This is a genomic window from Bacillus mycoides (genome assembly GCF_001757995.1).
GTDB lineage: Bacteria > Bacillota > Bacilli > Bacillales > Bacillaceae_G > Bacillus_A > Bacillus_A mycoides_B.
In genome coordinates, this window is record NZ_LXLV01000025.1 from 1 (window position 1) to 25,608 (window position 25,608).

Consider the following 25,608-nt stretch of genomic DNA (forward strand, 5'->3'; position numbering starts at 1 on the left):
CATACATCTATCATTATAACTACAAACGATTCCAAAAACGACTCAATCATCGAGCTCCGATCGAATATCGAATTTCGATGGCTGCATAGTCTTTTTTACAGTTGTCTACTTGACGGGGATAAGTCCAAACCCTGTCCTTTTGGCTTTATAGATTAAAATGAAATATCTTTCTTCTCTGTCTTCTGATATTTTAATAAGCTAAAAGACAAACAAGCAGAACATAAAATAAGAAAAGAAGCGATGATATAAATAGTACGAACACCGAAAGTATCAGTAATAATTCCAACGCTAAGCATAGAAAGGCCAGAAGCTGTCGAGAGAAGTGCACCATGGGCTGTATACATCTTTGATAATAAAGAAGGAGAGACACTTGATTGAAGGACTGTCGTTTGAGAAATATCTCTAATTTGATAACAAGGTCCCATTAGAATACAAAGAAATAGAGCAATAAATGAGTTGCTTGTAACGCCATATAGAAACGTAAGAATGCTAAACATAAGAGAGCCTAACGCCATGGATCGTATTAAATTGTTTTGAATATATGTACTCATTTTCCATGCTATTATCCCGCCAATTAATGTTCCGACATAATAACTTGTATTAATATATCCCCACCATTCTTCTCCCTTATGTAGAACAGTCGTTACATATGCCATCGTAATAGCACCGATCCATATTGTCCCTGCGAAAGTTTCAATTAAGTCCATAAGTGTAACGATGCGCAGAGACGGGTGTTGAAATAACAGTTTCCACCCTTCTAATAATGCAGTAGTTTTCGAAGAAGTGGGTTCTGCTACTCGTTCAGCTTGTATAGATTGTAATGAAAGGTGTAATGTAATACATCCGAAAATCATCAATATGTTATTAATCATGAGTGTCGAAGTAACGCCAATGAGAAGAACAATTATACTTGTAAATGAGTATGCGGCGGCTTGTATAATTTGTGTTGAAAAGGAAAAGACACTATTTACTTTTACTAATTTTTCTTGTGGTGTTAAGCGCGGGATAACGGCGTATAGTAGAGGAGCGCTCCATCCACTACATAATGAAATGAAAATAACAAAAGTTAAAAGAGCAGAAATGTTTGTTGATAGAATAGGAAATAATATCATTAACAATATTAAAAGAGCTGTTTTAATCCATTGCAGAGTATATAGCAATGAATAAGATGGAAACCGATTCATTATAAGTGGTGCAGAAGTGTTCGCGATAAGATTTGTGATCACTTGTAATAATGGAAAAAGAGCAGTAATTGTAGCTGATTTAGTTGTGATATAGATGTGAGTTGTAATAATCATTATGTATACAATATCAGCAAGGGTAATACACATTTTGGAGCCTAAATAGTAAGTAAGTGAACAATTCCGCAATAAAAATACCACCTTCCAAATCAATAATGCTTTTTTGATTATAATCAGAAAATTACGTTTTTGAAAGAATTAAATTTTTTGTCATTTTTTGAAAGGGATTTTCATGTATAATGAAGAATATATTAATATAGTATTTTATTAATGCTTGTTGTAACAGCGAATACATATAATAGCTTGTAGCAAACGCCCTCTGTGTGAATAGGGCGGATAAACCATTCTTTTCTTCATATACATATAGAAAATGAGAAAGAAAGTGAGGGTTGCATATGGCTGGATGGGTGATTTGGTTTATAATAGCGGGTATTTTATTTATTGCAGAAATGTTGTCGATTACGTTTTACATGCTTTGGCTTGGAATTGGAGCTGTTGTCGGAGGTCTTATTGCCTTATTTGCCCCTGATGCACTATTTTTACAAGTTGTCGTTGGTGCGATTGTAAGTTTAACATTGACTTTCTTTACGAAAAGAATTTCAAAAAACTTTCGAGAAGCAAAAGGTTTTACTGATACTGTAGATAAACTTGTTGGTAAAAAGGGAATCGTTATGCAAACGATTACAAGTGAAGTGAACGGTATTGTGAAAGTGGATGGAGATACTTGGACAGCTATTTCGGATACTCCTATTGATGCTGGAGAAAAAGTCGTTGTTATACAGAGGCATAGTACTATTTTACAAGTGAAAAAGGAGAGTGAATAAATATGGTAGCACTAACGTTAACGATTATTTTCGCATTGATTATCGTTGTATTTGTTGCATTGACAATTAAAATTATTTCTCAGCAAAAAGTTGGGGTCGTTGAAAGGTTTGGTAAATTTCAACGGATTATGCACCCAGGATTAAATATTTTAATCCCAATTGTAGACCGCGTTCGTGTATATCACGATTTACGTATTCAACAAACGAATGTACCACCACAAAAGGTAATAACGAAAGATAATGTACAAGTAGAAATTGATACAATTATTTTCTATCAAATTGTTGAACCAGAACTTGCGACATATGGTATTTCAAACTATGAATATGGTGTTCGTAATATTACATCTGCAACAATGCGTCAAATTATTGGTAAAATGGAGCTTGATGAAACATTATCAGGCCGTGAAAAAATTTCAACAGAAATTCGTTTAGCACTTGACGAAGCGACAGAAAAATGGGGCGTTCGTATTGAGCGTGTCGAAATAGTCGATATTAACCCACCAAAAGATGTGCAAGTATCAATGGAAAAACAAATGAAAGCAGAACGTAATAAACGTGCGATCATTTTAGAAGCTGAAGCAGCAAAACAAGATAAAGTCCTTCGTGCTGAAGGGGAAAAACAAAGTAAAATTTTAATGGCTGAAGGGGATAAAGAAGCGCGTATTCGTGAAGCGGAAGGTTTAAAAGAAGCAAAAGAATTAGAAGCGCAAGGGGAAGCAAGAGCGATTGAGGAAATTGCAAAAGCAGAACAAAACCGAATTGAATTACTTCGCGCAGCAGATTTAGATGAGCGCGTACTTGCTTATAAATCATTTGAATCATTGATTGAGGTTGCAAAAGGCCCAGCAAATAAAGTCTTTATTCCGTCTAATGCAATTGAAACACTGGGTACCCTTGGTGCAATTGGGGAAATCTTTAAAGAGAAACAAACGAAGAAATTACCTTCATCTGATACAGAAAAATAACTATAAGAATGAGGAAGAGAAATGGGATGCCATTTCTCTTTTTTTGTGCGTATATTACATAAGGCTTGTACATATCCATGTATAAAGAAACTAATCTCGTTACTCTTTCTATATGCACTAGTAGTAATTATTATTGCGTCGATTGTGACGTCACTTTTACATACAATTAAATCTTATTATATAAATATTTATTCAAAACTATTATGGATTAAGTAGAGGGATATTCCCAAAATATAAAAAAGACGGCGACGGTGTTTATAATCAAGACTTATCTAAAAACGCAATGTTAATTGAAGTTGGTGGTGTGGATAATATGTTAGATGAACTATATAATACGATTGATGTGTTAACGGAAGCGCTTAGTAAGTATTATTGGAACAATGCGGAGAAAGTGAATGGGTGAGGGACGGGAAACCGTTCTTTTTTGTGTTGCTTAAAAAATTATTAAGATTTCATAATGTGAAATAAGAGAGAAATTGTATCTATTAAAATTGATATAATGATTGAAAATTCAGTCATCTAATGAAGTTTCTAAACTTATTAGTATATTATTATGAGAAATTGGAGGGGAAAGAATGGCAATTAGAACAGGGGAACAGTATATTGAAGGATTAAGAAAAAGAAATCCTGAAATTTGGATTGGCGGGAGAAGAGTAACGGATGTAGTAAATGAAGATGTTTTTCGCGAACCTATTTTACAAATTGCTAACTTATATGATATGCAGCACAATCCAGAATATCAGGATAAGATTACTCATATATGCGAAGAGACAGGGGAAAGGGTCTCAAATGCCTTTTTAGTGCCAAAAAATTATGAGGACTTAAAAGCACGTCGTGAATTATTTGAAGTATGGGCAAAAGCTACCTTTGGTTTAATGGGAAGAACACCAGATTTTTTAAATGTAACAGTTACTTCAATGGCAAGTAATTCGTGGTTTTTTGAGAAGTTCAATTCAGAATGGGGAGCGAATATAAAAAATTATTATAAGCATATACGGGATAATGATTTGTTTTTAACACATGCGATTATTAATCCGCAAAATGATCGGAGTAAGGCTTCTCATCAACAAGAAGATGAAACGATGCATTTAGGTGTAGTAAGTGAAACAGCGGAAGGGATGTATGTTAGTGGTGCTAAAATGTTAGCGACACTTGCTCCGATTACAGACGAAGTAATTATATATTCTTATCCGAGTTTTAAACCAGGTGATGAACGTCATGCAGTCTCTTTTGCAGTTCCAATTGATGCACCAGGACTAAGAATTCTTTGTCGTGAGCCAATGCAAGATGGAAAACGTTCTCTATTTGATCATCCACTTGCATCAAGGTTTGAGGAAATGGATGCATTACTAGTATTTCATAATGTGTTTATCCCATGGGATAAAGTATTTATTTATCAAAATATAGAAGCTGGGAATCAATTGTATCCTAAAACCGGAATTGGTCATCAACCAGCGCATCAATCTGGGGTAAGAGGATTAGTTAAGCTTTCTTTCGCTGCTGAAGTAGCTATGAAATTAGCAGATTCGATAGGAGTAGATGGTTTTTTAAATGTTCAAAACCAGTTAGCAGAGCTTATGCAAGATGTAGAAACGATACGTGCGCTCTTACAAGTAGCTGAGTATGAATATGAAACGAATCCATATGGAGAAGTTGTTCCTGCAAGTTTGCCACTTGATACAATACGCAGTTTATTACCTAAAATGTATCCGCGTGCAATTGAGATTATTCAAACCATTGGTGCTGGTGGATTATTAATGTCACCGACAGGTGCAGATTTTATGAATCCCGAAATTCAAGACGATATGGAAAAATACTATATTGGGCGTGAAGGAGTATCTTCTGAAGAACGAGTTCGTTTATTTAAATTAGCATGGGATTTATGTGGAGAGGCTTTTGGACAACGATTATTACAATATGAGCGTTATTATTCTGGAGATCCGGTGCGCAAAATGGGAATGTTTTATAATGCGTACAAAAAACAACAAACGTTTTCTCTAGTGAACAATGCGTTGCAATCGAGTTCATCAGAAGGTGCTTTAAGCTAAATAAAAATGTTCGCGCTTACATTTTTATTTAGAAAAGGAAGGAGCAACAGATGATAACAAGAATTTTACTGTTAGGATGTAAATCTTCTTATATTTTTAAGAACATCTAAAACTAGAGAACTTTAACTGGAATAGGGGAGGTAAATGATTTGATCGCTTCTATCAGTAAAATTTGTAAAATTCTAAATTGTTTTACGAGTGATGAGCCTGTACTAGGAAATTCTGAAATAGCGGAAAAACTAAATATGAATGCAAGTACGGTTCATCACCTTGTTCGTACGTTGTGTGCAGAAGGAATGCTCATTCAAGATGAGCAAAGAAAATATAGACTAGGTTGGAAATTGTTAGAGTGGGGAAACCAAGTAATGTTTCAGCAAGAGATTTATAGTGGAGCAATTCCGCTTGTAGAAGAGCTTGTAAGAAATTTTAATGGAACTGTGCATATCGGTATGTTTGATCGTGGTGATGTCGTATTTATTTTGAAAGTGTCATCAAGGGAATCAGTTCAAATTTCAACACATGTTGGATCAAGAGAACCTGCATATTGTACAAGTACAGGGAAAGTACTGCTTTCATTTAATTCATCTCCCTTAGAATATACTTCAGAAAAAGGGCTTTTACCACGAGCGCCCAATACAATCACTTGCGTAAAACAATTTCAGACAGAGTTACAGATGATTCGTAAGCAAGGTTATTCAATTAGTGATAATGAAAATGAGCATGGATTGTATGGGATTGCAGCTCCTATTCGATCTTATACTGGGAGAACTATTGCGGCGCTTAATATTGTTGGACCTGTATCGTATATGCAGGGGAGAAATCGTGAAATCATAATTCAAAGTGTGATGAATACAGCAAATTTGATTTCAAAGGAATTTGGTTATTTAGAAATCTAACTCTAGAAGAAGAGAGATGAGAATCATTTATATACATGAGCAGTGTATACCTGAATTAACGAAATCAATTGTTTCAATTGGTGCTTTTGATGGTGTACATAAAGGCCATCAAACTGTTATTAAAAATGCGGTTGAGAAGGCAAAGGAATTAAAAATAACAAATGTTGTGTATACATTTGATCCACCACCACGTTCTTATTTTCAAGGGGCGCAAATATTAACACCCATTGAAGAGAAGGTGAAACGTCTTCAAAATCTCGGTGTTGAACATGTGATTGTAATTCGGTTTGATGAGTCATATATAACAAAAAGTGCGAGCTGTTTTGTTCAAGATTTAAAAAAGCTAAATCCTGTAGACATTTATATTGGTCAAGATTTTAGGTTCGGAAAAAATCGAGAAGGTAATATAGAGCTGCTAAGAGTACATTTCAATATTTCTATAGTGAAAGATGTTTGCTGTGAAGAAGGTGAGCGAATATCTTCAACGAGAATTAGAAATTATGTATGTCATGGAGAGGTGCAAAAGTCTAGATCTTTACTCGGTTGGTCTTTTAAAACGATATAAATAGAAGGAATAAAGAGGAGGAAATAATATGTCTAAAACATTGCAATCTTTTAATTTACTAAAATGGATTGATGAGAATAAGGAGTTATTGAAGCCGCCAGTAAATAACAAAGTTATTTGGAAAGATTCGGAATTTATCGCCATGATATTAGGTGGTCCAAATAGAAGACGTGATTTTCATGTGGATCCTTCAGATGAATTTTTCTATCAAATTAAAGGTGAATGTTATGTGGAATGTATTACAGAGGAAGGTAAGCGGGAAGTCGTCACAGTAAAAGAAGGGGATGTATTTATGCTACCAGCTATGGTACCACATTCACCACATCGCGTTGCTAACACATTTGGGCTAGTAATTGAAAGAAAACGTAGCCAAGGAGAACTTGAGGATTTCGTTTGGTTCTGTGACGAGTGTAATCATGAAATGCATCGTGTACGTGTTCAATTAAATGATATTGAAAAACAAGTAAAAGAAGCAATTCATAGTTTTAATTCAAATAAGGAAATTCGAGCATGTAAAAACTGCGGTCACATTATGCCAGAAGAAGTGGAGGAATGGAAGTGCGAATAGATTTTCATACACATATTATTCCTGAAACTTTTCCGGATTTTGAAGAGAAGTTTGGTGGCGGTCGTTGGCCAATATTAAATCGGACTTGTACATGTGGTGCAAGTATTATGGTTGGAGGTAAAAACTTTCGTGACGTGACAGACCAAGTATGGTGCCCTAAGAAAAGAATTGAAGATATGGACCGTGAAGGTGTAGATATTCAAGTTTTATCGCCAATCCCTGTTACATTTTCGTATTGGGCAAAACCAGAGGAAGCTGAAAGCATGGCACGTATTCAAAATGATTTTATTGCAGAAACAGTTTTAGCACATCCAGATCGTTTTGTAGGGTTAGGAACGGTTCCGATGCAAGATGGAGAAACTGCAATTCGTGAAATGGAGCGTTGTATAACGGAATTAAATTTACATGGTATTGAAATTGGCACAAACGTAAATGGGAAAAATTTAGATAATCCATCGTTTATTGAATTCTTTCGAATGGCCGAAAAGTGGCAAGTTCCGATTTTTATTCATCCATGGGAAACATTAGGGCGCGATAGAATGCCTCACCATAATTTTATGTATACAGTCGGGATGCCAAGTGAAACAGCACTTGCGGCAGCTACCCTAATATGCAGTGGGATAATGGAAAAGTTTCCACGGCTAAAGGTTTGTTTTGCGCATGGCGGCGGATCTTTTCCGTATATTTTGCCAAGATTAGATCAAGGCTGGAAAGTATGGCCTCATTTACGTTTGACTACACATCCTCCTAGTTATTATGCAAAGAAATTTTATTTTGATTCTTTAAATTATGATCCTATTAATTTGAAATATATGATTGAAAGATTTGGACATGAAAAGATTTTCATGGGTTCGGATTATCCATTTTTATTGCGAGAAATTGATCCAGGCAAAGTGATTGATGAAACAGTCGGTTTATCGGAGGAACAAAAGGCAGCAATGCTTGGGGGAAATGCAGCGGGATTTTTAAATATTGATATAAAAAAACGAGGTGTAGCATATGCAGAGAGTACAAACACCTGAGGACAAACTAAGTGAGTTAGGAATTACACTACCAGCTATTCGCCCAGCAGTTGGGAACTATGTTAGTTGTGTAAAAGTAGGTAATTTATTATTTACTGCTGGACAAGGTGTAGATGAGTATCACGGGAAATTAGGCAAGGATATTTCAATTGATGAAGGATATAAAGCAGCAAGACAATCAATGTTGAATTTATTAAGTGTTGTGAGAAACGAATTAGGTGATTTAAATAAGGTGAAACGAGTTGTAAAGCTGCTTGGTTTTGTAAATAGTACGGAAGATTTTATCAATCAGCCAAAAGTAATGAACGGGGCATCTGATTTATTAGTAGATATTTTTGGGGAAAAGGGAAAACATGCTCGCTCAGCAGTCGGTATGGCTCAATTACCTAATAACACAACAATTGAAATTGAGATGGTTTTAGAAATTGAGGAGTAGGAGGTAAGGAAGGTGAACAAAGAATTATTAGCTGACAAAATGAAAGTAAAAGATGCGAAATTGTTTATTGATGGACAATATGTGGATTCCATATCTGGCGAAACGTTTGATACGTTCAATCCAGCGACGAACAGAAAGCTAGCTTCTATTGCAAAGGCAAATGAAGAGGACACAAAAAGAGCAATTGATGTGGCAGAACGTACATTTAAAAGCGGTATTTGGAGTAAAATGCCTGTGGAAGAGCGATCGAATATTTTATGCAAAATGTCGGATTTGATTATGGAAAGAGTGGATGAACTAGCGTATATAGAAACTCTTGATGTTGGAAAACCAATTAAAGAAAGTAAAGGATTCGATATACCACGTTCGGCTCATAATTTTCGCTTCTTTGCTGAAATGGCTAAATATATGGTGCATGAGCATTATGACAAACATAACTTTATGTCATATGCAAAGTATGCTCCCGCGGGAGTGACTAGTTTAATCATTCCTTGGAATTTGCCATTTATGCAAATGACGTGGAAAGCATCAGCTGCACTTGCTTCTGGTAATACTGTTGTTGTCAAACCAGCCTCCTATACGCCTTTAAGTGCAGTTATGCTCGGTGAAATTGCAAATGATGCAGGACTACCTCCAGGTGTACTTAATATTATTACAGGTCCAGGAAATACTGTTGGGACACAAATGACAACACATCCAGCTGTAAGAAGAATTTCATTTGTTGGAGAAAGTAATACAGGAAAAACAATTATGCGTAATGCATCAGAAAACTTAATACCTGTTTCATTAGAATTAGGGGGTAAATCAGCAAATATCGTATTTGAAGATGCAGATTTAGATGAAGCGGTACAAGGATCGATTGAAGCTATTTATCGGAACCAAGGAGAAATTTGTTTAGCTGGTTCAAGATTACTTGTGCAAGAAAGTGTATATGAAAAGTTTTTAGAGAAATTTGTAGCGGCTGTAAAAAGAATAAAAGTTGGAGATCCTCTTTCTGAAGATACAGATATGGGAGCGCTTGTATCAAAATCTCATTTAGAAACAGTTGATCGTTACGTAGAAATAGGAATTTCGGAAGGTGCAAAATTAGCCTATGGTGGAAAAAGAGTTGAAAGTTTAATAGAAGGGAATTTTTATGAACCTACTATTCTATATGATGTCGATAATAGTATGCGCGTAGCGCAAGAAGAGATATTTGGCCCAGTTCTAGTTGTTATTCCATTTAAAACGGAAGAGGATGCAATTCGCATTGCGAATGATTCCATTTATGGACTAGCTGGAGTTGTTTGGACAAATGATCTTAGACGAGCGCAACGAGTGGTTTCACAAATCGATTCAGGCTTACTATGGATTAATTGTTGGTATGTTCGAGATTTACGTACTCCATTTGGCGGTTCGAAGGCGAGTGGGATTGGTAGAGAAGGTGGACGTCATAGTTTCGAATTTTATACGGAAGCTAAGACAGTTACGATGAAATTATAAAGGTGATGTTTTAACTTAAAGTTCAAAGCTCCCATCTGACATTTATGGAAATAAAATAGTTAGGTGGGGGCTAGTTATAATGTCATTGATTGGGGATATATAAATTTAAAAAATGAGGTGAAAGCAATTGTTAATTAAAGAATTAGTTGATGAACTATTACAAGCTGAAAATTCACGAGTAGGGATACCTCCTTTTACTGAGAGATATGCTAATTTATCTGTTGAGGATGCTTATAATATTCAGCTTGAAGTAGTAGAAAGAAAGTTGGAGAATGGGCGTTGTGTAATTGGAAAGAAAGTTGGACTTACGAGTGTTGCGATGCAGCAGATGCTTGGGGTAAATGAACCGGATTATGGACATTTACTAGATGATATGAAGATAGAAAATGGTAGTGAAATTTCAATAAGTTCCTTTGTATCTCCCAAAATAGAAGCAGAAATAGGGTTTGTTTTAGCAGAAGACTTAAATGGGCCTAGTATTACATATGTTGACGTACTAATGGCGACGAAATATGTAGTGCCTACACTTGAAATTATTGATAGTCGAATTGCTGATTGGAAAATTCGGCTTGCTGATACAGTGGCGGATAATGGATCATCGGCAAAAGTTGTAATTGGTGATACATTCTCTAGCGTTGATAAAGTAGATTTACGTACAACAGGAATGACACTTTATAAGAATAATAGTTTAATTGCAACGGGAGCTGGTGCGGCTGCATTAGGGCATCCTGCGCAAGCTGTTGCTTGGTTAGCTAATAAACTTCATGAATTTAATATTGGATTAAAAGCAGGGGAGTTAATTTTACCGGGTGCGTTATCTGGTGCAGTCTCAGTAAATAGTAAAGATAGTATTCAAGCTGATTTTGGTTCACTAGGTTCGGTTTCTGTTACCTTCATATAGATTAAAGGATTGAAAAAGGGGGGATAGATGTGGAGAAAGTAAAGGTAGCTATTATTGGATCAGGTAATATTGGCACGGATTTAATGTATAAATTAAGAAAAAGTGAAGTCATAGAGCTGAATGCCATGATTGGAATAGATTCGGAATCGGATGGTTTAAAGCGAGCAAAAGAAGCGGGGTACAAGGTTTTTGATAATGGAATACAAGCAATTATTGATAATCCAAGTTTAGCTGATATTGTATTTGATGCAACTTCAGCTAAAGCACATAGTTATCATGCAAAAGTATTAGGAGAGCTTGGAAAAATAGTAATCGACTTAACACCTGCTGCATGTGGGCCGTTCGTTTGCCCTGCTATACAAAATAATAATTTTGTAGATAAGCAAAACGTTAATATGATTACGTGCGGGGGACAAGCAACGATTCCGATTGTTCATGCTATTAATGAAGTAGCAAATGTTACATATGCAGAGATAGTTGCTACAATTTCAAGTTTAAGTGCAGGTCCAGGTACAAGGGCAAATATTGATGAATTTACAATTACAACGAGGCGTGGAATTGAAGAAATTGGAGGGGCAGATTACGGGAAAGCACTCATTATATTAAACCCTGCAGAGCCTCCTATATTAATGAGAGATACAGTATATTGTGAAGTTAAGTATATGGATGAGGCTTCTATCCAAGAAGCGATTCAAAAGATGGTTGAAGTAGTTAGGACGTATGTTCCAGGTTATTCTTTAAAACAAGAGCCGATGTTTGATGGGAATCGTGTAACTGTATTTTTAGAGGTTGAAGGAGCTGGAGATTATTTTCCTCCTTATGCCGGTAATTTAGATATTATGACAGCGGCGGCATTAAAAGTAGGTGAAGAATTTGCAGAGCAAATCATTTCGGAGAAGAAAAGAGGTGTAATGAATGAGGCGAAATAGTGAATTGCCAATTAAAATAACGGAAGTTTGTTTACGTGATGGAAGCCATGTAATGAAACACCAATTTACAGAAGAGCAAGTTCGATCTGTAACAAGGGCATTAGATGAGGCTGGTATGCATTATATCGAAGTAAGTCATGGAGACGGTTTAGGAGGCTCCACATTACAGTATGGAAAGTCGTTAGTTAACGAGATGAAGCTGATTGAAGCAGCGGTAGATGAGTGTAAGCAAGCTAAAGTAGCTGTTTTGTTAATTCCTGGTATTGGAACGATCCATGAATTAAAGCAAGCTGCAAATATTGGTGCGAAACTTGTTCGTGTAGCAACCCATGTAACAGAAGCGGATGTTTCAGCTCAACATATTCATTTTGCTCGAGAATTAGGTATGGAAGTGTGCGGTTTTTTAATGATGGCTCATTCTGCACCAGTTGAAAAACTAGTAGAACAAGCAAAGCTTATGGAGGAATATGGAGCTCAAGCGGTTTATGTAACAGACTCTGCGGGATCTTTATTACCCCATGAAGTACGTGAACGTATTCGTGCATTGCGAAAATCATTAAAGGTTGAAATTGGCTTTCATGGTCATAACAATCTTTCTGTCGCGGTAGCAAATACAGTTGCAGCAATTGAAGAGGGAGCAACACGTATTGATGGAAGCGTGCGGTGTCTTGGAGCAGGGGCGGGAAATGCTCAAACAGAAGTATTGCTCGCTGTTTTAGATCGTATGGGATATGAACTAGATATAGATTTGTATAAGATGATGGACTTAGCGGAAGAAGTTGTCGCTCCGTTATTGCCGGGACCGCAAGAAATTCAAAAAGGCAGTCTAGTAATGGGATATGCTGGGGTATATTCTAGCTTTTTATTACATGCTGAAAGAGCGGCAAAGCGCTTTAATGTAGACGCCCGTGATATTTTAATAGAACTCGGGAAAAGAAAAGTAGTTGGAGGACAAGAGGATATGATTTTAGATGTAGCAGCAGAATTAGCAAAAATAAAAACGGGGGTGTAAAAAATGAAGTTAGTAAAAGGGGCCGATATAGAAATTGTTGAATATTTACTTCAAGCCGAAAAGAATAGGAAGGAAGTAGTAAAAGTAACGGATAAGCATCCTGATTTAACGGTGGATGATGCTTATAGAGTGCAAAAATGTTTAATTGAACAAAAAATGAAGGAAGGTACTAAAAGAGTTGGTGTAAAACTTGGATTAACGAGTAAGGCAAAACAACAAATGATGGGTATTGATGAAGCGATTTACGGATATTTGTTGGATGATATGTTAGCGTTCGAATGGGAGCCCTTGCAATACGAAACATTGATTCATCCAAAAGTAGAGCCAGAGATCGCTTTTTTAATAGGAGAGGATTTACAAGGGACGAATGTTACAGCCGATGAGGTATTACAGGCAACAAAATATGTCGCTCCAGCTTTAGAGATTATTGATAGCAGGTATTTAAATTTTAAATTTACATTACCTGATGTAATAGCAGATAATTGTTCCTCTTCAAAGTTTTTATTAGGAAGTAAATGGATTGATGTTAAAGAAATAGAACTAGCTAATGTAGGGATGGTTATGTCGAAGAATGGTAAGATTGCTACGACTGGAACAGGAGCAGCTGTACTAGGACATCCAGCAGAGGCGATCGCATGGGCGGTAAATAAACTTGGTTTACAAAATGAAGGATTGAAAAAAGGTGATATCGTATTAAGTGGAGCATTATCAGAAGCTATTGTATTTAAAGCAGGAGATTCTATTATTGCACAATTTGATGGTTTAGGAAGTGTAGCGATGTTTTGTGAATAAATAGAAAAGAGAGAGATAGAAATGCCAATTATACAAATTCAAATTATAGAAGGTAGAAGACAAGAACAAATTCAAAATCTTATCTCGGGTGTTACAGAGGCAGTTGCAAAAAATTTAGATGTAGATGTTGGGCGTGTACGTGTTTTAGTAAATGAGATACCTAGTTCACATTGGGGAGTAGGAGGAAGACCGAAAGCTAGTTTAGATGAAAAATAGTTGGTAATAAAAGCAATGTTCATTCTTTTAGGAATGGAGATTGCTTTTATTATTTTGAAAAGTTTTAATAATATGTTAAAATTTAGTTTTGGTTTAAAGGAGATAAGGGGGAAGAAACATGCAAATACTACTAATACGCCACGGTGAATCAGAAGCTGATATCTTAAATGTACATGAAGGTCGAGCTGACTTTGAATTAACAGAAAAGGGAAGACAGCAAGTACAAAGACTTGTACAGAAAGTGAAAGCGGACTTTCCACCAGATTTTATTTGGGCAAGCACATTAAAACGTGCTCGAGAAACGGCTGAAACATTAGCGGAAGAAATCGGATGCCCAATTCAACTAGAAGAAGAATTAATGGAGTTTAATAATGGAGTACAAGCCGGTTTATCCTTTGAAGAAGCGAAAAAATATCCAGAGCCAAAATTTCTCCATGATCGTTTTGAAAACGGAGAATCATTTATTGAATTTCGAATGAGAATAGAAGGAATCTTTTCAAAAATCGTGACAGAGAATACATATGAACGAATTGCAATCGTTGCACACGGTGGTGTAATAAATAGTATTTTACGAGCGTTTTTCCAAATGCCAATTAGCATGGACTATTATTTTAAAATGGGAGATACGGGAATTAGTTTGATTGAACTTACGGATAAACAGAAAACTGTTCATTTTATAAATGATACAAATCATTTGGATGGAATGTAAGTAGCTATGTACAAAGTTGTGAAGCTAACTGCAATTCAAAAGGTATTGGAACATCTGAAAATTTGTAAATCAGAAGCAATTGCTTTTGGTGACGGTGGAAATGATGTTGAGATGTTACAGTATGTAGGACTGGGAATTGCGATGGGGAATGGCGGAGAAGAGTTAAAAACAAGAGCAGATTTCGTCACAAAGAAATCAAGTGAAGGCGGTATTGCTTTTGCTTTAAAAGAGTTTGGGATTATTTAAAAATAATAGCTAGTCAGTGTAGAGATCCTGTTTAATAACAGGATTTTTTTGTCTAATAATATTCTTGCAATAAAAGGAAGAATGTGAGTATAATGAAAAGTAGTTAGGTAAGCTAATTATTTAAGGGGAAAGGAGAGTGAAGATGAATGGATTCAAAAAAAGGTGCTCTTCCTTTAGGGATTGAGCCTTATGCAGAGTTAATAAAAAAGACAGCATCAGCGGATACGGATCCAATCGCAGCAAAAATCGGTTTGTTAATGTTATGGACGTCTGATAATGTTCTAGATGCAGTTGACGTAGATTTAGCTCCGCTTGGTATTTCGGAAAGTAAATTAGATTTTTTACTGTTGTTTATTTTGCGTGAAATGGAATCGAATGGGGAAGAAGTGAACATGAGTCCTTCGGATATTGCGAGTCGATTAGGGATTACACGTGCTTCTGTCACTGGCTTATTAGATTGGATGGAGAAACGAGAGTTAATCGTAAGATTCCATCATTCTGAAGATCGAAGAAGATTAAAGGTGAAAATTACTCCAAAAGGAAAAGAACTAGTTACGCATTCTTTACCAACTTTTTGGTCCTCATGTGCTTCATTAGTCGATGACTTTAATCAAGAAGAGCGTCAAGTTTTAGAGAAGCTATTAAATAAAATGCAAGTAACTATGCAGGTGAAATTAGGAGAAGGTAGATAAATAAGTTGATTGTGAGAGTCAACTTATTTATTTGAACATATAATTAGGTTACCTTATTATATGTCTAGCTAATTTGATGAGGGGGTAATAGTTTTTTTAATGCAAATAAATTAGATAAGAGTTGAAGAGAAATTATTTATAGGTTTTAAACATTATGAAAAAAATCGTATTAAAGGAGAGATTTTTTTATGGAACTATCAAAAGAAGTGAATCATGTTAGGAATTACACAGTAATGACAGCAGTCTTATGTTGGGCAGGTATGGTAGTTATGTCCAGCCTATATGTGACGATTCCTTTAAATGCTCTATTTTCAGACCTTTTTAAGGTTTCATTAGCGCAATCTGCGGCTACAGGCAGTATATTTTCTGTTGGCTTTGCTATAGGTTGTTTGTTATTTGGGGCAATCTCTGATAAATATGGGCGGAAGAAAGTGATTTTTATCGGATTACTTGCGCTGTCGATTGCTTCGTTTTTATTAGGGTTTGTCGATAGTTTATTTTGGCTTGTTATTCTTCGAGGATTACAGGGTATAGCAGCAGCTACATTTTCTCCAGTAGCGTTAGCTTACGTTGTAGAAATGTTTCCAGTAGAAAAAAAGGTTACAACAATAGGGTTTGTTAGTACTGGTTTTTTAGTAGCTGGAATTGCAGGGCAAGTAATAAGTACAGCTGTTAGTCAGCATTTTGGATGGCATATGGTGTTTTTTCTTCTTAGTATTGTCTATATCATTACTGCTATATGGGTTCATTATTCTCTTCCGAAAGGGGAAACGTCTCAATCCTATACTGATATTTTGGGACCAATTAAACAGATGGGTAAAGTTTTTACACATAAAAGCTTAGTATTGAGCTATATGATTGCATTTGTTTTATTAATGGCTTTTGTTAATATGTATACTGTTTTAGGGAATTATTTGAGCTCTCCTACTTACAATTTAACTGCAGAACAAATTCTTTATTTTCGCTTAGCAGGGCTATTTGCTATGTTGCTGTCACCACTTGCGGGTCGTTTAACAAAGAGGTTCGGAGTAAGGCAAGTTCTTCAGGGCGGATTGTTGGTCGCTATTTTTAGTCTAAGTTCAATGGGCTTTATTTCGAACCTGCCGCTACTTGTAATGATGAGCATCTGTTTTGTAATAGGTATTGCTATATCCGTTCCGTCTTTAGTTTCTCTTGTCGGCCAATTAGGAGGGAAATCAAGGGGAATAGCAGTTTCTATTTATACTTTCATTTTATTTTTAGGAACTAGTATAGGACCTATTATTTCTATTTATCTTATGAAAATAGGGGACTATGCTCAGACGTTTATTTTATTAGGATTGATACTCTTTATTGGTTTTGTTTCCACTCTTTTTATTCAAATAAAGGAATGCAAGGATCGTTAATATGCTCAACTAATAAAATATGAATTTGCCCGCGATGATGATGAAAATGTGCAACGATTTCAAGCAACCATTCGAATCGAGAGTAAGAAATACCCCAATAAGCAGTCATAATTTCCGCTAATTCTTCATTGGAATAGGATAAAAAAGTTTTAGAAAGTAAATCGTACCCTTGTATCATCGTTTGCTGTATTTGAGTAATTGTTTTTGGTGTTTGTTCTATATAAAAGGTATGCAAGTTTTTTTCCGTAATACCATTTAATATGAGTAAATCAGCATGGCAAATAAGGGAAAGATGTGTGCACATTTCAAATAATGACCGCTTTGATTCAATCGGCTTTATTTTCAAATCACTTTCAGTATATTGGTCCAGTATTTGAATGGAAGTATCGATAGCAATTTTAACTTGATTCAATGCAGATGGAACAAACATTGTAATTATTCTCGCCTCCGTATATAATAGTTTCTTAAGGGTATTATATCATACTCAAAATTCCGAAAATTCTAGTAGTTTGACTAGCATAGTGAAAAGTATTATATTGTAAAAGGTCATATGAAACGTGAAATAGAATGGAATGTAATTATTGAGTTAGGAGTTAGACCAATGAGCTTGAAATATGGAAGAGATACAATTGTTGAAGTTGACTTAAATGCTGTAAAACATAATGTAAAAGAATTTAAAAAACGTGTGAATGATGAAAATATTGCAATGATGGCTGCTGTAAAAGCGAATGGGTATGGTCATGGGGCAGTTGAAGTTGCCAAATCGGCTATTGAAGCAGGAATAAACCAACTTGCAGTTGCATTTGTAGACGAAGCAATTGAATTAAGAGAAGCTGGAATCACTGTACCTATTTTAATTTTAGGATATACACCAGTAGCAGCTGTAGAAGATGTAATTCAATATGACGTTATGATGACTGTTTATAGAGTAGAAGATTTACATGGTATAGATGAAGTTGCAAACCATCTTCAAAAGAAAGTGCGAATTCATGTGAAAATTGATACAGGAATGAGCCGTATCGGTTTACAGGAAGAAGAAGTTAAACCGTTTTTTGAAGAGTTAAAACGTATGCGATATGTAGAAGTAGTAGGGATGTTTACACATTACTCTACCGCTGATGAAATAGATAAAACTTATACAAATATGCAAACAAGTTTGTTTGAGAAAGCTGTAAATACGGCGGAAGAATTAGGAATTCATTTTCCATATATTCATAGTTCAAACAGTGCAGGATCAATGGAACTTAGTAACACATTTCAAAATATGGTTCGTGTCGGTATTGGAATTTACGGTATGTATCCTTCAAGAGAAGTGGATCATACAGTTGTTTCCTTACAGCCAGCGTTGTCTTTAAAATCAAAAGTAGCTCATGTTAAACATGCGAAGAAAAATCGTGGTGTTAGCTATGGAAATACGTATGTAACAACGGGTGAAGAATGGATTGCAACTGTACCAATTGGTTATGCTGATGGTTATAATCGTCAGTTATCTAATAAAGGGCATGCATTAATTAATGGAGTTAGAGTACCTGTTATTGGTCGTGTTTGTATGGATCAGCTTATGCTAGATGTTACAAATGCAATGCCAGTACAAGTAGGAGACGAAGTTGTATTCTACGGTAAACAAGGTGAAGAAGAGATTGCGGTAGAAGAAATAGCAGATATGCTAGGTACAATTAACTATGAAGTTACATGTATGTTAGATAGAAGAATTCCACGTGTGTATAAAGAAAATGATGAAACGACTGCTGTTGTAAATATATTAAGAAAAAAATAAGAAAAAACTGAATCGATATGATTCAGTTTTTTTATTTTTGACAAATGAAAAATGTTCTATTTGCACCATGTAGTTGAATGTTTTTAAATCCTACAGATTCCAACGAAGAAATTATTTCTTCATTGGAGTAACAGGCTTCCTCAAAAGAAAAGTCACTTCTTTTCCAACTATCATCTATGTCATGTTTAAATAGTATGAAGTGCATTTCTGCTCTGTTACTTTCACTATCATACGTGGAATCAATGGTACAAAGATATTCTCGTTCTGAAATATGAAACGAAGCACTCCAGTTTTCAAGAAATCCTTTTTCTGTATTCATATCAAATGCGAATGTACCCCCATCATATAATGCTAAATAAACATGATGAAAAGTGTTTTTTAGCTCATCTAATTTCATTATATGATTTAAGCTATCACCGGCTGAGATGACGTAGTGGAATTGCTCATTTATATTGAAATAGCGAGCATCATCGACGATGAAGGTTGCATCTGGTGCATTTTGACGTGCGTGTTCGATCATTTGAGCAGAACCATCTATACCAGTTACTATAAATTTATTATCAATTAGTTTCTTAGTAAGATGACCAGCCCCGCAGCAAAGGTCTAATATACGGGAGTGGAAAGCGGCATCTCGTAAAACGAATTTATGATAGGCTGGATAGGAGTGTTCTGCAAAATGTCCCCAATGCTTATTATAGATGTCTGCAAAAATATCATAATCAGAATAAATTAGTTTTTTAGACATATGTATTCTCCTCAAGATTCATTAAATTATAATAGTCATGCTTCGTTTTAATTTCAAAGCCACATTGTGTATATAGTTTTAAAGCATTGTTATTTTTCGTTTCGACGTCTAATTCAATTGTTGAAACTCCTTCTGTAATAAGTGTATGTACCATATAACTAAGAATATCTTTACCATATCCTTTACCTTGATAAGAAGGATGAACTGCAAATCCTGATAGTGTAGTAGATTGCTCTTGCTCAGTAACGGTAATAGTTCCAAATGCTTTTTCATTAATAAGAGCAATGTAAACTTGATGAGAAGGTGAAGTCATCATCTTTTGTAGCCATGTGGACGTATTTGCTGCCGAATCTCCAAAAGCTTCACTAGCGATTTCTATAAGATCAGGAAGTAATTCAGAAGATGCAACGGTAAGGTTAATATTATTTTTTATTGGTTTTTGTGCTTCGTTTGTTTTGAACTCCATACCGTACTCACTATATAAATAAGGTAAGTTCATTTGTTTTGCAAATGAGTTCCCTGAAGCAGAATCACCATTAATAATAAGAAGGGCTTCATCTGCTTCTCTTTTTTGTATTTCTTTGATGGCAGTTTGTAAGAGAGTAGTGCCTATATGTTGTTTCCTATAGTTCGGATGAACAAACCCTATTAACTCCATTTTTGTCGGTCTTTCAAAGTCGTACATACTTAAAGCACCAATCAATTGAGTATCATCATAAAATAGAAAATCATTTATCTCTTCTTTATTACGAGCAGTTAAAAAGTTTACATGTAAATCTGACGAGTAATCATTTTGATCGTGTTTTCCGCAAATATGAGCTAAATCTTTCATTTGCTGAATTTCGTTTGCTGTTAAAGATTTCTTTTTTTCAATATTCATTTCATAATCCCTCGCAATCGTTTTAAAAATAGGATGGGTGACATAACCACTTTTTTAATTCCACACTACCTTGAACAGATAATAATCGATATAAATATCGATAAGGCTGTCTACATTCTTCAAGACAAGGAATAGGCATAATGGTCTCATAACCTTGTTTAAAAGCAGGAGCCTCTTTTTCTGTAAGTACATATTCTAATCCAATAAAATCAAACTCTCGTGGGGCAATTGCATAAGCTTCTGTATCTACTAAACCAGTAATAGATTTTCCATCTGATAAAAACTGAGTAGGATCCATATCAATTAAAACTAGTGTAGATTCCTTCGGTGTCGGCAAGGAAGAGAGCTGTGACTCAAAAGTATGAAATGCGTTATGTATGCTCATATTATCGGAATAAAACATATTCACAAGGTCGCTACTTACTTTTAAAATATGTGACTTAAATTCTTCAAGTGGAACTTGGAAAGTACTTGATGGGTTTCCTATAAAGTTTGCTTGAAACGAATGAATTTCTGCTAGTCCTTTTCCAAGGCTGAATAAAATAGAATCAGGTTGCCCGAAAAATGATTGCAGCGTACTTCCGGTTAGTTTTTCGACGATAACATACTCTCGTCCATTTAAAACATGTTTTTGCAAAATAGTCGGGATGGGTAAGGTAGTATGCTTTTTCAATAATGCGTGTATTGTTTCTAAATGATGTACGTTCCTTGGATCAATTCCAAAAAGGTTTTTGCATCCCCACCAAAAATCATTGTTTGGCTCTTCAGTCATTTTTGAGGAACGAACAATAACTTCTTCAGCTTCTGTTTTAACAAGAAACACGTCGCTTGCATGGTCTTCATAGCCCGGATGTAGTGCTTGAACAGATATAATAGGTGAAGTGAAGAGTTGTTGTAGCATGAAATCCCTCCTTTTTCTGTGAATTCTATAAATTAAGTATGTAACACAATGTAACTAAGAGGTAAAAATTAGGAGGGTTATTATTTTTGTATATAGTGTATTAAAGTTTGAGATTCTACATAAGAATTACCAAAAAGGTGAAGAATGTGTGTGTATAAAGCAATTTCTTTGTATTTGCGAAAAAAATTAGTTATGATAATACTAAGAAAAAATATAAGTTTTGGGGGTAATGAATGAAAAAAGTATTTGAATACGTATTGTTAACTCTTGGGTCAATTATTGTGGCTGGTTCACTAGAGCTTATTTTAGCTCCTAATGGATTAGTAGATGGTGGAGTAACTGCGATTGCTATTATGGCAAATAAAGTTGCAGGATTACCTCTTTACGGAGTTTTTTTAGGACTTAATATTCCTATTTTACTATTTACTGCAAAAGTAATGGGAAAGAAGTTTTTTATCCGTACATCCTATGCAAATGTTGTTACAACACTCGGATTGATTTATTTAAAACCATTTCCAGCAATTACGACTTCTGAATTATTAATTGTACTTTACGGAGGAGTTCTATTTGGAGTTGGTGTTGGGATTGTTGTAAAAATGGGCGGAGCAATTGACGGATCAGAAATGTTAGCTGTTTGGATGAATAAGCATTTTAAAGTACCAATTAGTACATTTTTACTTGCTGTAAATGCAGTGATCTTTGTATTTGTTGCTATTTTATTTTCAATTGAGCAAGCGATGTTCTCATTAGCAATTTTCTATATTGTTACGAAAATGATTGATTTCATATTAGATGGTATTAATCAAGGAAAGAGCGTCATGATTATTTCGAATAAAAATAAAGAAATTGGCGAACTGCTTATGAAAGAATTACAACTGTCTGTTACGTATCTACATGGAGAAGGTGGTTTTTTAGGAGAGCACCAGAGAATTATTTATTGTATTACAAACCGTTTCATTTATCCGAAAATGAAAGATCTCGTTCTCTCTGTAGATCCAAGTGCTATAATTGAAGCTTCTTATTCAACAGAAACAACTGGTGTAAAGCGTCCAGGAAGGACAGCGAGATCAGGGCAAGTATCAGAAAAATAGTGAATGAAAATAACTCCACGTAAGTATAACTTGCGTGGAGTTATTTTTAGTTAGGGAACCAGACTCTTTTCAGTAATTTGACAACAGTTTCGATACAATTTTCTGGAATACTGCCAAAACCGAGTAATACATACGACGCCTCCCCTAAATTATGAACAGAATCGTATGTTGAGAGAGGGTACAACTTAATGCGTTTTTTCGCAGCGGCATGAATAAGTTCTTGTTCGTTCATCCCATTATGAACGTGAAGTACGATATGAAGTCCTGATTGTTCACCGAGTATATGCACATTAGCTCCCATTTCGTCCGTGATAGATTTAACTAATGAAATGTGCTTTCTTTTATATAACGTACGAATTCGATTTATATGACGTTCCCAATCACCTTTTTGAATAAAGGTGGCAAAAGCGAGTTGCTGCAGGGTAGAAACCGTTTGTTTAAACATGCCACCAAGTTCTTTATATGCTCTTAAAAGATGAGGTGGTAAAACGATATACCCCATTCGCAAAGAAGGTAAAAAGGATTTCGAGAAAGTGCCCATATAAATAACGCGTTCATTTGAATCTAGTCCCTGTAAAGAGGGGATAGGTTTTCCTACATAACGAAATTCCCCGTCGTAATCATCTTCAATAATATATCCTCCGCAATCATTGGCCCATCTTAATAATTCGAGCCTTCTAGATAATGGCATAATCATTCCAAGAGGAAATTGGTGTGATGGAGTGACGTATGCTACATTGGAACGTGATTCACGTAAATCTGAAATACGAATCCCTTTATCGTCTAATGAAATAGGGTGAACAGGAAGGCAAGAACTTTGAATCATAGCAGTTATACGGTGAAATCCAGGGTTTTCGATTCCGTATTCTTTTTTTGAACCAAGCAGTTGAAGTAGTAGCCAAAGAAGAGGCTGCGTACCGGCTCCGATAATAATTTGATCAGGTGAAGAATGTACCCCGCGGGCATGATATAAATATTTTGAAATATGCTCTCGTAGAACGAACTCACCTTGAAGATCTTCTTTAGCAAATAATTCATTTTCATACTGGAATAAAGTTTCTTGTAATGCTCTTTTCCAGTTTGTAATTGGAAAAGCTTTTTGATCAATCAGCCCTTGGCTACAATCATAGTCATATTGTTCTTTTTTTATATTGTTAGTGCTGTTTGACACAACTTGTTGTTTATTTTGAATGACATCAATATCAACTTCTGCAACAAAAATCCCACGTTTCGGTTTACTTTCTACATAACCTTCAGCTAGTAATTGTTGATAAGCAGATTCAACAGTAATACGGCTAACATTAAGTTGTACCGCTAAATTTCTGTGAGAAGGAAGGCGTGTACCGGCAGGTAGTAATCCCTGAGAGATTTCTCGTTTCATATATTCGTAAATTTGTAAGTAAATTGGTGTTTTACTTTCTAATTGCAATGGGATAGTAAGATCCATTTTATGAATTCTCCTTTAAAAACTGGCCATATAAAAAATAATTGAACTGTCACTTAAGTTAGGGGCAGTTACTTTTTATAATAATGATATAACATTTAGAGAATTTTATAAATAGTAAGGAGAGAATCATAATGAATATTAGAGAAGTAGTAACAGAAGCTGATTTACATGATGTATTCCCTGTATTACAGCAATTACGAACGAAACTTTCAAGGGAAGAAGCAAGTTCTTTATTTCAAAAAATGAAAGACGAAAATTATAAACTACTCTCGTTACAAAATGAAGATGACGAAGTTGTTAGTCTAGCTGGTGTAGCAATTTGTACGAATTTTTATAATGAGAAACATGTTTTCGTATATGACCTTGTAACTGCGGAAGCTCACAGATCAAAAGGGTATGGTAAGGTTCTGCTGTCATATGTAGAAAAATGGGGGAAAGAAAAAGGGTGCAGTTCTATCGTTCTTACATCAGCGTTTCCAAGAGTTGATGCCCATCGTTTTTATGAAAAAGAAGGCTATGATAAGGTAAGTTATTCTTTTTATAAAGAGTTATAATACTAAGTAGGTTCTATGTGAGATAACATATAGAACCTACTTTTATTTAGAAGTATAAGATGAAGAGGGTTAATTGCTTATTTTGCCGAATAGCTTTTTTATAATTGAGACGATAATATTGAATTTAAAGAAGGTTAGGGGAGTTTATACTTGGAAAAAATTCAGAAACTATTAATCCCAAAAGGTGTAAGAGTTATCGTAATATCTGATATTCATGGCGAATTAAATCTTTTAAAGGAATTATTACATAAAGTTAATTTTAAAGATGATGATTATTTAATTATAAATGGCGACCTTTGTGAGAAGGGGAACGATAGTATTGGTGTCGTAAACTATGTGATGGATCTAGTAGTTAGCAAGGCAAATGTTCATGTAGTTGAAGGGAATTGTGAAGTTGTAGTTGAAGCACTTGTAAATGAAAATCCTGCGCTAATAAATTATTTATGTACGCGAAAAAATACAATTTTTAATGAATGGTTAGAGCAATTGAACGTTACCATTAATGAAGAAAGTGATATTTGTGAAGTGAAAAACATATTGATGAACCATTTTTCTAAAGAAATAAAGTGGCTAACAGAATTGCCAACTGCTATTGAAACAGAGGATTATATCTTTGTACATGCTGGCCTTGAAGATAGAGAAGATTGGAAAGAAACAGAACGAAAAAATGCGATAGCAATGCCGGAGTTTTATAATAAATCACATAAAGTAAATAAGTATGTAATAGTGGGGCATTGGCCTGTTGTGAACTATTCTGATGAAGCCCCGTCTAACAATCCAGTTATTGATAAGGAGAAAAAGATTATTGCAATTGACGGCGGAAATGCGATTAAAGAGGCAGGGCAATTAAACGCATTTATCATTCAGAGAACAAGTGCAAGTGATACGTTTTCTTATACATATGTAGACTATTTTCCAGAATATGAAGTGATAGTAGATTTTAATGCGAACTCAGAAATGCAGGGCGGGGTTACCTATCCATATTATTACATAGTGCCGATGGAGAAGGTGCAAGATTATACAATATGTAAGCAAAAGGAAACGAATAAATTGCTATCTGTGAAAAATGAATATATTAGCCAACTTGATTCAGGTGAATACACAGTGAAAACCGATATTTCTTGTGCACAAATAAGCGTAAGAAAAGGGGATATTGTTTCTCTCATTGATGGTAGCTGTTCAGGATATGATTTAATTAAAAGAGATGGAGTAGAGGGCTGGATAGAGAAAGGGATTCTGCTTGAGATGAAAAAGAAGCAAAGCAAAATATTGAGTTGAAATAGG

Annotated in this window: 28 protein-coding genes and 2 pseudogenes; 24 read left to right on the forward strand and 6 right to left on the reverse strand. The window is 35.1% G+C overall.

The features are described from left to right. Nucleotides 1-5: 5 nt before the first annotated feature. Nucleotides 6-89, forward strand: coding sequence for a hypothetical protein (locus tag BWGOE10_RS33965; protein WP_367890491.1), 84 nt, complete (start codon nucleotides 6-8; stop codon nucleotides 87-89). A gap of 63 nt (nucleotides 90-152) precedes the next feature. Here the strand turns inward: BWGOE10_RS33965 and BWGOE10_RS09750 are convergent, their stop codons facing one another. Next, a complete protein-coding gene (locus BWGOE10_RS09750; RefSeq protein ID WP_070142094.1) occupies nucleotides 153-1,331 on the reverse strand; it encodes an MFS transporter in 1,179 nt (392 codons plus the stop codon). A gap of 305 nt (nucleotides 1,332-1,636) precedes the next feature. Between BWGOE10_RS09750 and BWGOE10_RS09755 the strand changes: the two genes are divergently transcribed. The 19 genes and pseudogenes from BWGOE10_RS09755 to BWGOE10_RS09840 all read left to right on the forward strand — a co-directional run bounded on the left by BWGOE10_RS09755 (nucleotide 1,637) and on the right by BWGOE10_RS09840 (nucleotide 16,929). Continuing rightward, nucleotides 1,637-2,065 carry an NfeD family protein gene (locus BWGOE10_RS09755; protein ID WP_002012470.1) on the forward strand — a complete coding sequence of 143 codons (429 nt, stop codon included), beginning with the start codon at nucleotides 1,637-1,639 and terminating at the stop codon, nucleotides 2,063-2,065. Between the two features lie 2 nt (nucleotides 2,066-2,067). Then, nucleotides 2,068-3,030: an SPFH domain-containing protein gene (locus BWGOE10_RS09760; protein ID WP_070142077.1), complete on the forward strand. Its 963-nt coding sequence runs from the start codon at nucleotides 2,068-2,070 to the stop codon at nucleotides 3,028-3,030. 193 nt (nucleotides 3,031-3,223) lie between these two features. Further along, nucleotides 3,224-3,433, forward strand: a pseudogene (locus BWGOE10_RS29755) (stage II sporulation protein P); the annotation flags it as partial. A 172-nt stretch (nucleotides 3,434-3,605) separates the two neighbouring features. Beyond that, nucleotides 3,606-5,078, forward strand: a complete 1,473-nt coding sequence (locus BWGOE10_RS09765) for a 4-hydroxyphenylacetate 3-hydroxylase family protein (protein WP_070142079.1) — start codon at nucleotides 3,606-3,608, stop codon at nucleotides 5,076-5,078. 149 nt (nucleotides 5,079-5,227) lie between these two features. Further along, on the forward strand, nucleotides 5,228-5,974 hold the full coding sequence (locus tag BWGOE10_RS09770) for an IclR family transcriptional regulator (RefSeq protein WP_070142080.1): 747 nt from the start codon (nucleotides 5,228-5,230) through the stop codon (nucleotides 5,972-5,974). A gap of 16 nt (nucleotides 5,975-5,990) precedes the next feature. Next, nucleotides 5,991-6,539, forward strand: a complete 549-nt coding sequence (locus tag BWGOE10_RS09775) for an FAD synthetase family protein (RefSeq protein WP_070142082.1) — start codon at nucleotides 5,991-5,993, stop codon at nucleotides 6,537-6,539. Nucleotides 6,540-6,567: 28 nt separating this feature from the next. Next, complete coding sequence (gene nbaC, locus BWGOE10_RS09780; RefSeq protein ID WP_070142084.1) at nucleotides 6,568-7,107, forward strand: 3-hydroxyanthranilate 3,4-dioxygenase; 540 nt, start codon at nucleotides 6,568-6,570, stop codon at nucleotides 7,105-7,107. Then, nucleotides 7,092-8,129: an amidohydrolase family protein gene (locus tag BWGOE10_RS09785; RefSeq protein WP_070142086.1), complete on the forward strand. Its 1,038-nt coding sequence runs from the start codon at nucleotides 7,092-7,094 to the stop codon at nucleotides 8,127-8,129. Before nbaC ends, BWGOE10_RS09785 begins: the two co-directional genes overlap by 16 nt. Further along, on the forward strand, nucleotides 8,107-8,565 hold the full coding sequence (locus BWGOE10_RS09790) for a RidA family protein (RefSeq protein ID WP_070142088.1): 459 nt from the start codon (nucleotides 8,107-8,109) through the stop codon (nucleotides 8,563-8,565). The genes BWGOE10_RS09785 and BWGOE10_RS09790 overlap by 23 nt, the downstream gene beginning before the upstream one ends. 12 nt (nucleotides 8,566-8,577) lie before the next feature. Next, on the forward strand, nucleotides 8,578-10,047 hold the full coding sequence (locus tag BWGOE10_RS09795; protein WP_070142090.1) for an aldehyde dehydrogenase: 1,470 nt from the start codon (nucleotides 8,578-8,580) through the stop codon (nucleotides 10,045-10,047). 127 nt (nucleotides 10,048-10,174) lie between these two features. Beyond that, a complete protein-coding gene (locus BWGOE10_RS09800) occupies nucleotides 10,175-10,948 on the forward strand; it encodes a 2-keto-4-pentenoate hydratase (RefSeq protein ID WP_070168323.1) in 774 nt (257 codons plus the stop codon). A gap of 29 nt (nucleotides 10,949-10,977) precedes the next feature. Beyond that, nucleotides 10,978-11,877 (forward strand): acetaldehyde dehydrogenase (acetylating), encoded by a 900-nt coding sequence (locus BWGOE10_RS09805; protein WP_070142096.1) that lies wholly within the window; start codon nucleotides 10,978-10,980, stop codon nucleotides 11,875-11,877. Next, the gene (gene dmpG, locus BWGOE10_RS09810; RefSeq protein ID WP_070142098.1) at nucleotides 11,864-12,889 is read left to right on the forward strand and encodes a 4-hydroxy-2-oxovalerate aldolase; all 1,026 of its coding nucleotides are present in this window, start codon (nucleotides 11,864-11,866) and stop codon (nucleotides 12,887-12,889) included. The genes BWGOE10_RS09805 and dmpG overlap by 14 nt, the downstream gene beginning before the upstream one ends. Nucleotides 12,890-12,892: 3 nt before the next feature. Next, complete coding sequence (locus BWGOE10_RS09815) at nucleotides 12,893-13,681, forward strand: 2-keto-4-pentenoate hydratase (protein WP_070142100.1); 789 nt, start codon at nucleotides 12,893-12,895, stop codon at nucleotides 13,679-13,681. 21 nt (nucleotides 13,682-13,702) lie between these two features. Continuing rightward, nucleotides 13,703-13,897, forward strand: a complete 195-nt coding sequence (locus BWGOE10_RS09820; RefSeq protein ID WP_070142102.1) for a 4-oxalocrotonate tautomerase — start codon at nucleotides 13,703-13,705, stop codon at nucleotides 13,895-13,897. 118 nt (nucleotides 13,898-14,015) lie between these two features. Next, nucleotides 14,016-14,606, forward strand: coding sequence for a histidine phosphatase family protein (locus BWGOE10_RS09825; protein ID WP_070142104.1), 591 nt, complete (start codon nucleotides 14,016-14,018; stop codon nucleotides 14,604-14,606). Between the two features lie 12 nt (nucleotides 14,607-14,618). Continuing rightward, a pseudogene (locus tag BWGOE10_RS09830) lies at nucleotides 14,619-14,852 on the forward strand (HAD-IIB family hydrolase); the annotation flags it as partial. Between the two features lie 146 nt (nucleotides 14,853-14,998). Then, nucleotides 14,999-15,544: a MarR family winged helix-turn-helix transcriptional regulator gene (locus BWGOE10_RS09835; RefSeq protein WP_070142108.1), complete on the forward strand. Its 546-nt coding sequence runs from the start codon at nucleotides 14,999-15,001 to the stop codon at nucleotides 15,542-15,544. A gap of 188 nt (nucleotides 15,545-15,732) precedes the next feature. Further along, nucleotides 15,733-16,929, forward strand: coding sequence for an MFS transporter (locus tag BWGOE10_RS09840; protein ID WP_070142110.1), 1,197 nt, complete (start codon nucleotides 15,733-15,735; stop codon nucleotides 16,927-16,929). Here the strand turns inward: BWGOE10_RS09840 and BWGOE10_RS09845 are convergent. Then, nucleotides 16,898-17,359 carry a DinB family protein gene (locus BWGOE10_RS09845; protein ID WP_070142111.1) on the reverse strand — a complete coding sequence of 154 codons (462 nt, stop codon included), beginning with the start codon at nucleotides 17,357-17,359 and terminating at the stop codon, nucleotides 16,898-16,900. The genes BWGOE10_RS09840 and BWGOE10_RS09845 overlap by 32 nt on opposite strands. Nucleotides 17,360-17,530: 171 nt before the next feature. Between BWGOE10_RS09845 and alr the strand changes: the two genes are divergently transcribed. Next, nucleotides 17,531-18,706 carry an alanine racemase gene (gene alr, locus BWGOE10_RS09850; RefSeq protein ID WP_070142113.1) on the forward strand — a complete coding sequence of 392 codons (1,176 nt, stop codon included), beginning with the start codon at nucleotides 17,531-17,533 and terminating at the stop codon, nucleotides 18,704-18,706. A 31-nt stretch (nucleotides 18,707-18,737) separates the two neighbouring features. Here the strand turns inward: alr and BWGOE10_RS09855 are convergent, their stop codons facing one another. The 3 genes from BWGOE10_RS09855 to BWGOE10_RS09865 are packed head-to-tail and all read right to left on the reverse strand — an operon-like array spanning nucleotide 18,738 to nucleotide 21,232. Next, nucleotides 18,738-19,451, reverse strand: coding sequence for a class I SAM-dependent methyltransferase (locus BWGOE10_RS09855; protein ID WP_070142114.1), 714 nt, complete (start codon nucleotides 19,449-19,451; stop codon nucleotides 18,738-18,740). Next, nucleotides 19,444-20,331 carry a GNAT family N-acetyltransferase gene (locus tag BWGOE10_RS09860; protein WP_070142116.1) on the reverse strand — a complete coding sequence of 296 codons (888 nt, stop codon included), beginning with the start codon at nucleotides 20,329-20,331 and terminating at the stop codon, nucleotides 19,444-19,446. The genes BWGOE10_RS09855 and BWGOE10_RS09860 overlap by 8 nt, the downstream gene beginning before the upstream one ends. Before the next feature lie 22 nt (nucleotides 20,332-20,353). Further along, nucleotides 20,354-21,232, reverse strand: a complete 879-nt coding sequence (locus BWGOE10_RS09865; protein ID WP_070142118.1) for a phosphotransferase — start codon at nucleotides 21,230-21,232, stop codon at nucleotides 20,354-20,356. A 233-nt stretch (nucleotides 21,233-21,465) separates the two neighbouring features. Here BWGOE10_RS09865 and BWGOE10_RS09870 point away from each other — a divergent pair, with 233 nt between their 5' ends. Then, nucleotides 21,466-22,323 (forward strand): YitT family protein, encoded by an 858-nt coding sequence (locus BWGOE10_RS09870; RefSeq protein ID WP_070142120.1) that lies wholly within the window; start codon nucleotides 21,466-21,468, stop codon nucleotides 22,321-22,323. Nucleotides 22,324-22,369: 46 nt separating this feature from the next. On the opposite strand, the gene BWGOE10_RS09875 is transcribed toward BWGOE10_RS09870, so the two are convergent. Then, entirely contained in the window at nucleotides 22,370-23,770 is a 1,401-nt protein-coding gene (locus tag BWGOE10_RS09875; protein ID WP_070142128.1) for a PLP-dependent aminotransferase family protein, read from the reverse strand. Between the two features lie 131 nt (nucleotides 23,771-23,901). Between BWGOE10_RS09875 and BWGOE10_RS09880 the strand changes: the two genes are divergently transcribed. Together BWGOE10_RS09880 and BWGOE10_RS09885 are read left to right on the forward strand one after the other, a co-directional pair. Beyond that, entirely contained in the window at nucleotides 23,902-24,324 is a 423-nt protein-coding gene (locus BWGOE10_RS09880; protein ID WP_070142130.1) for a GNAT family N-acetyltransferase, read from the forward strand. A gap of 150 nt (nucleotides 24,325-24,474) precedes the next feature. Then, nucleotides 24,475-25,602: a metallophosphoesterase gene (locus BWGOE10_RS09885; protein WP_070142132.1), complete on the forward strand. Its 1,128-nt coding sequence runs from the start codon at nucleotides 24,475-24,477 to the stop codon at nucleotides 25,600-25,602. Nucleotides 25,603-25,608 lie beyond the last annotated feature (6 nt).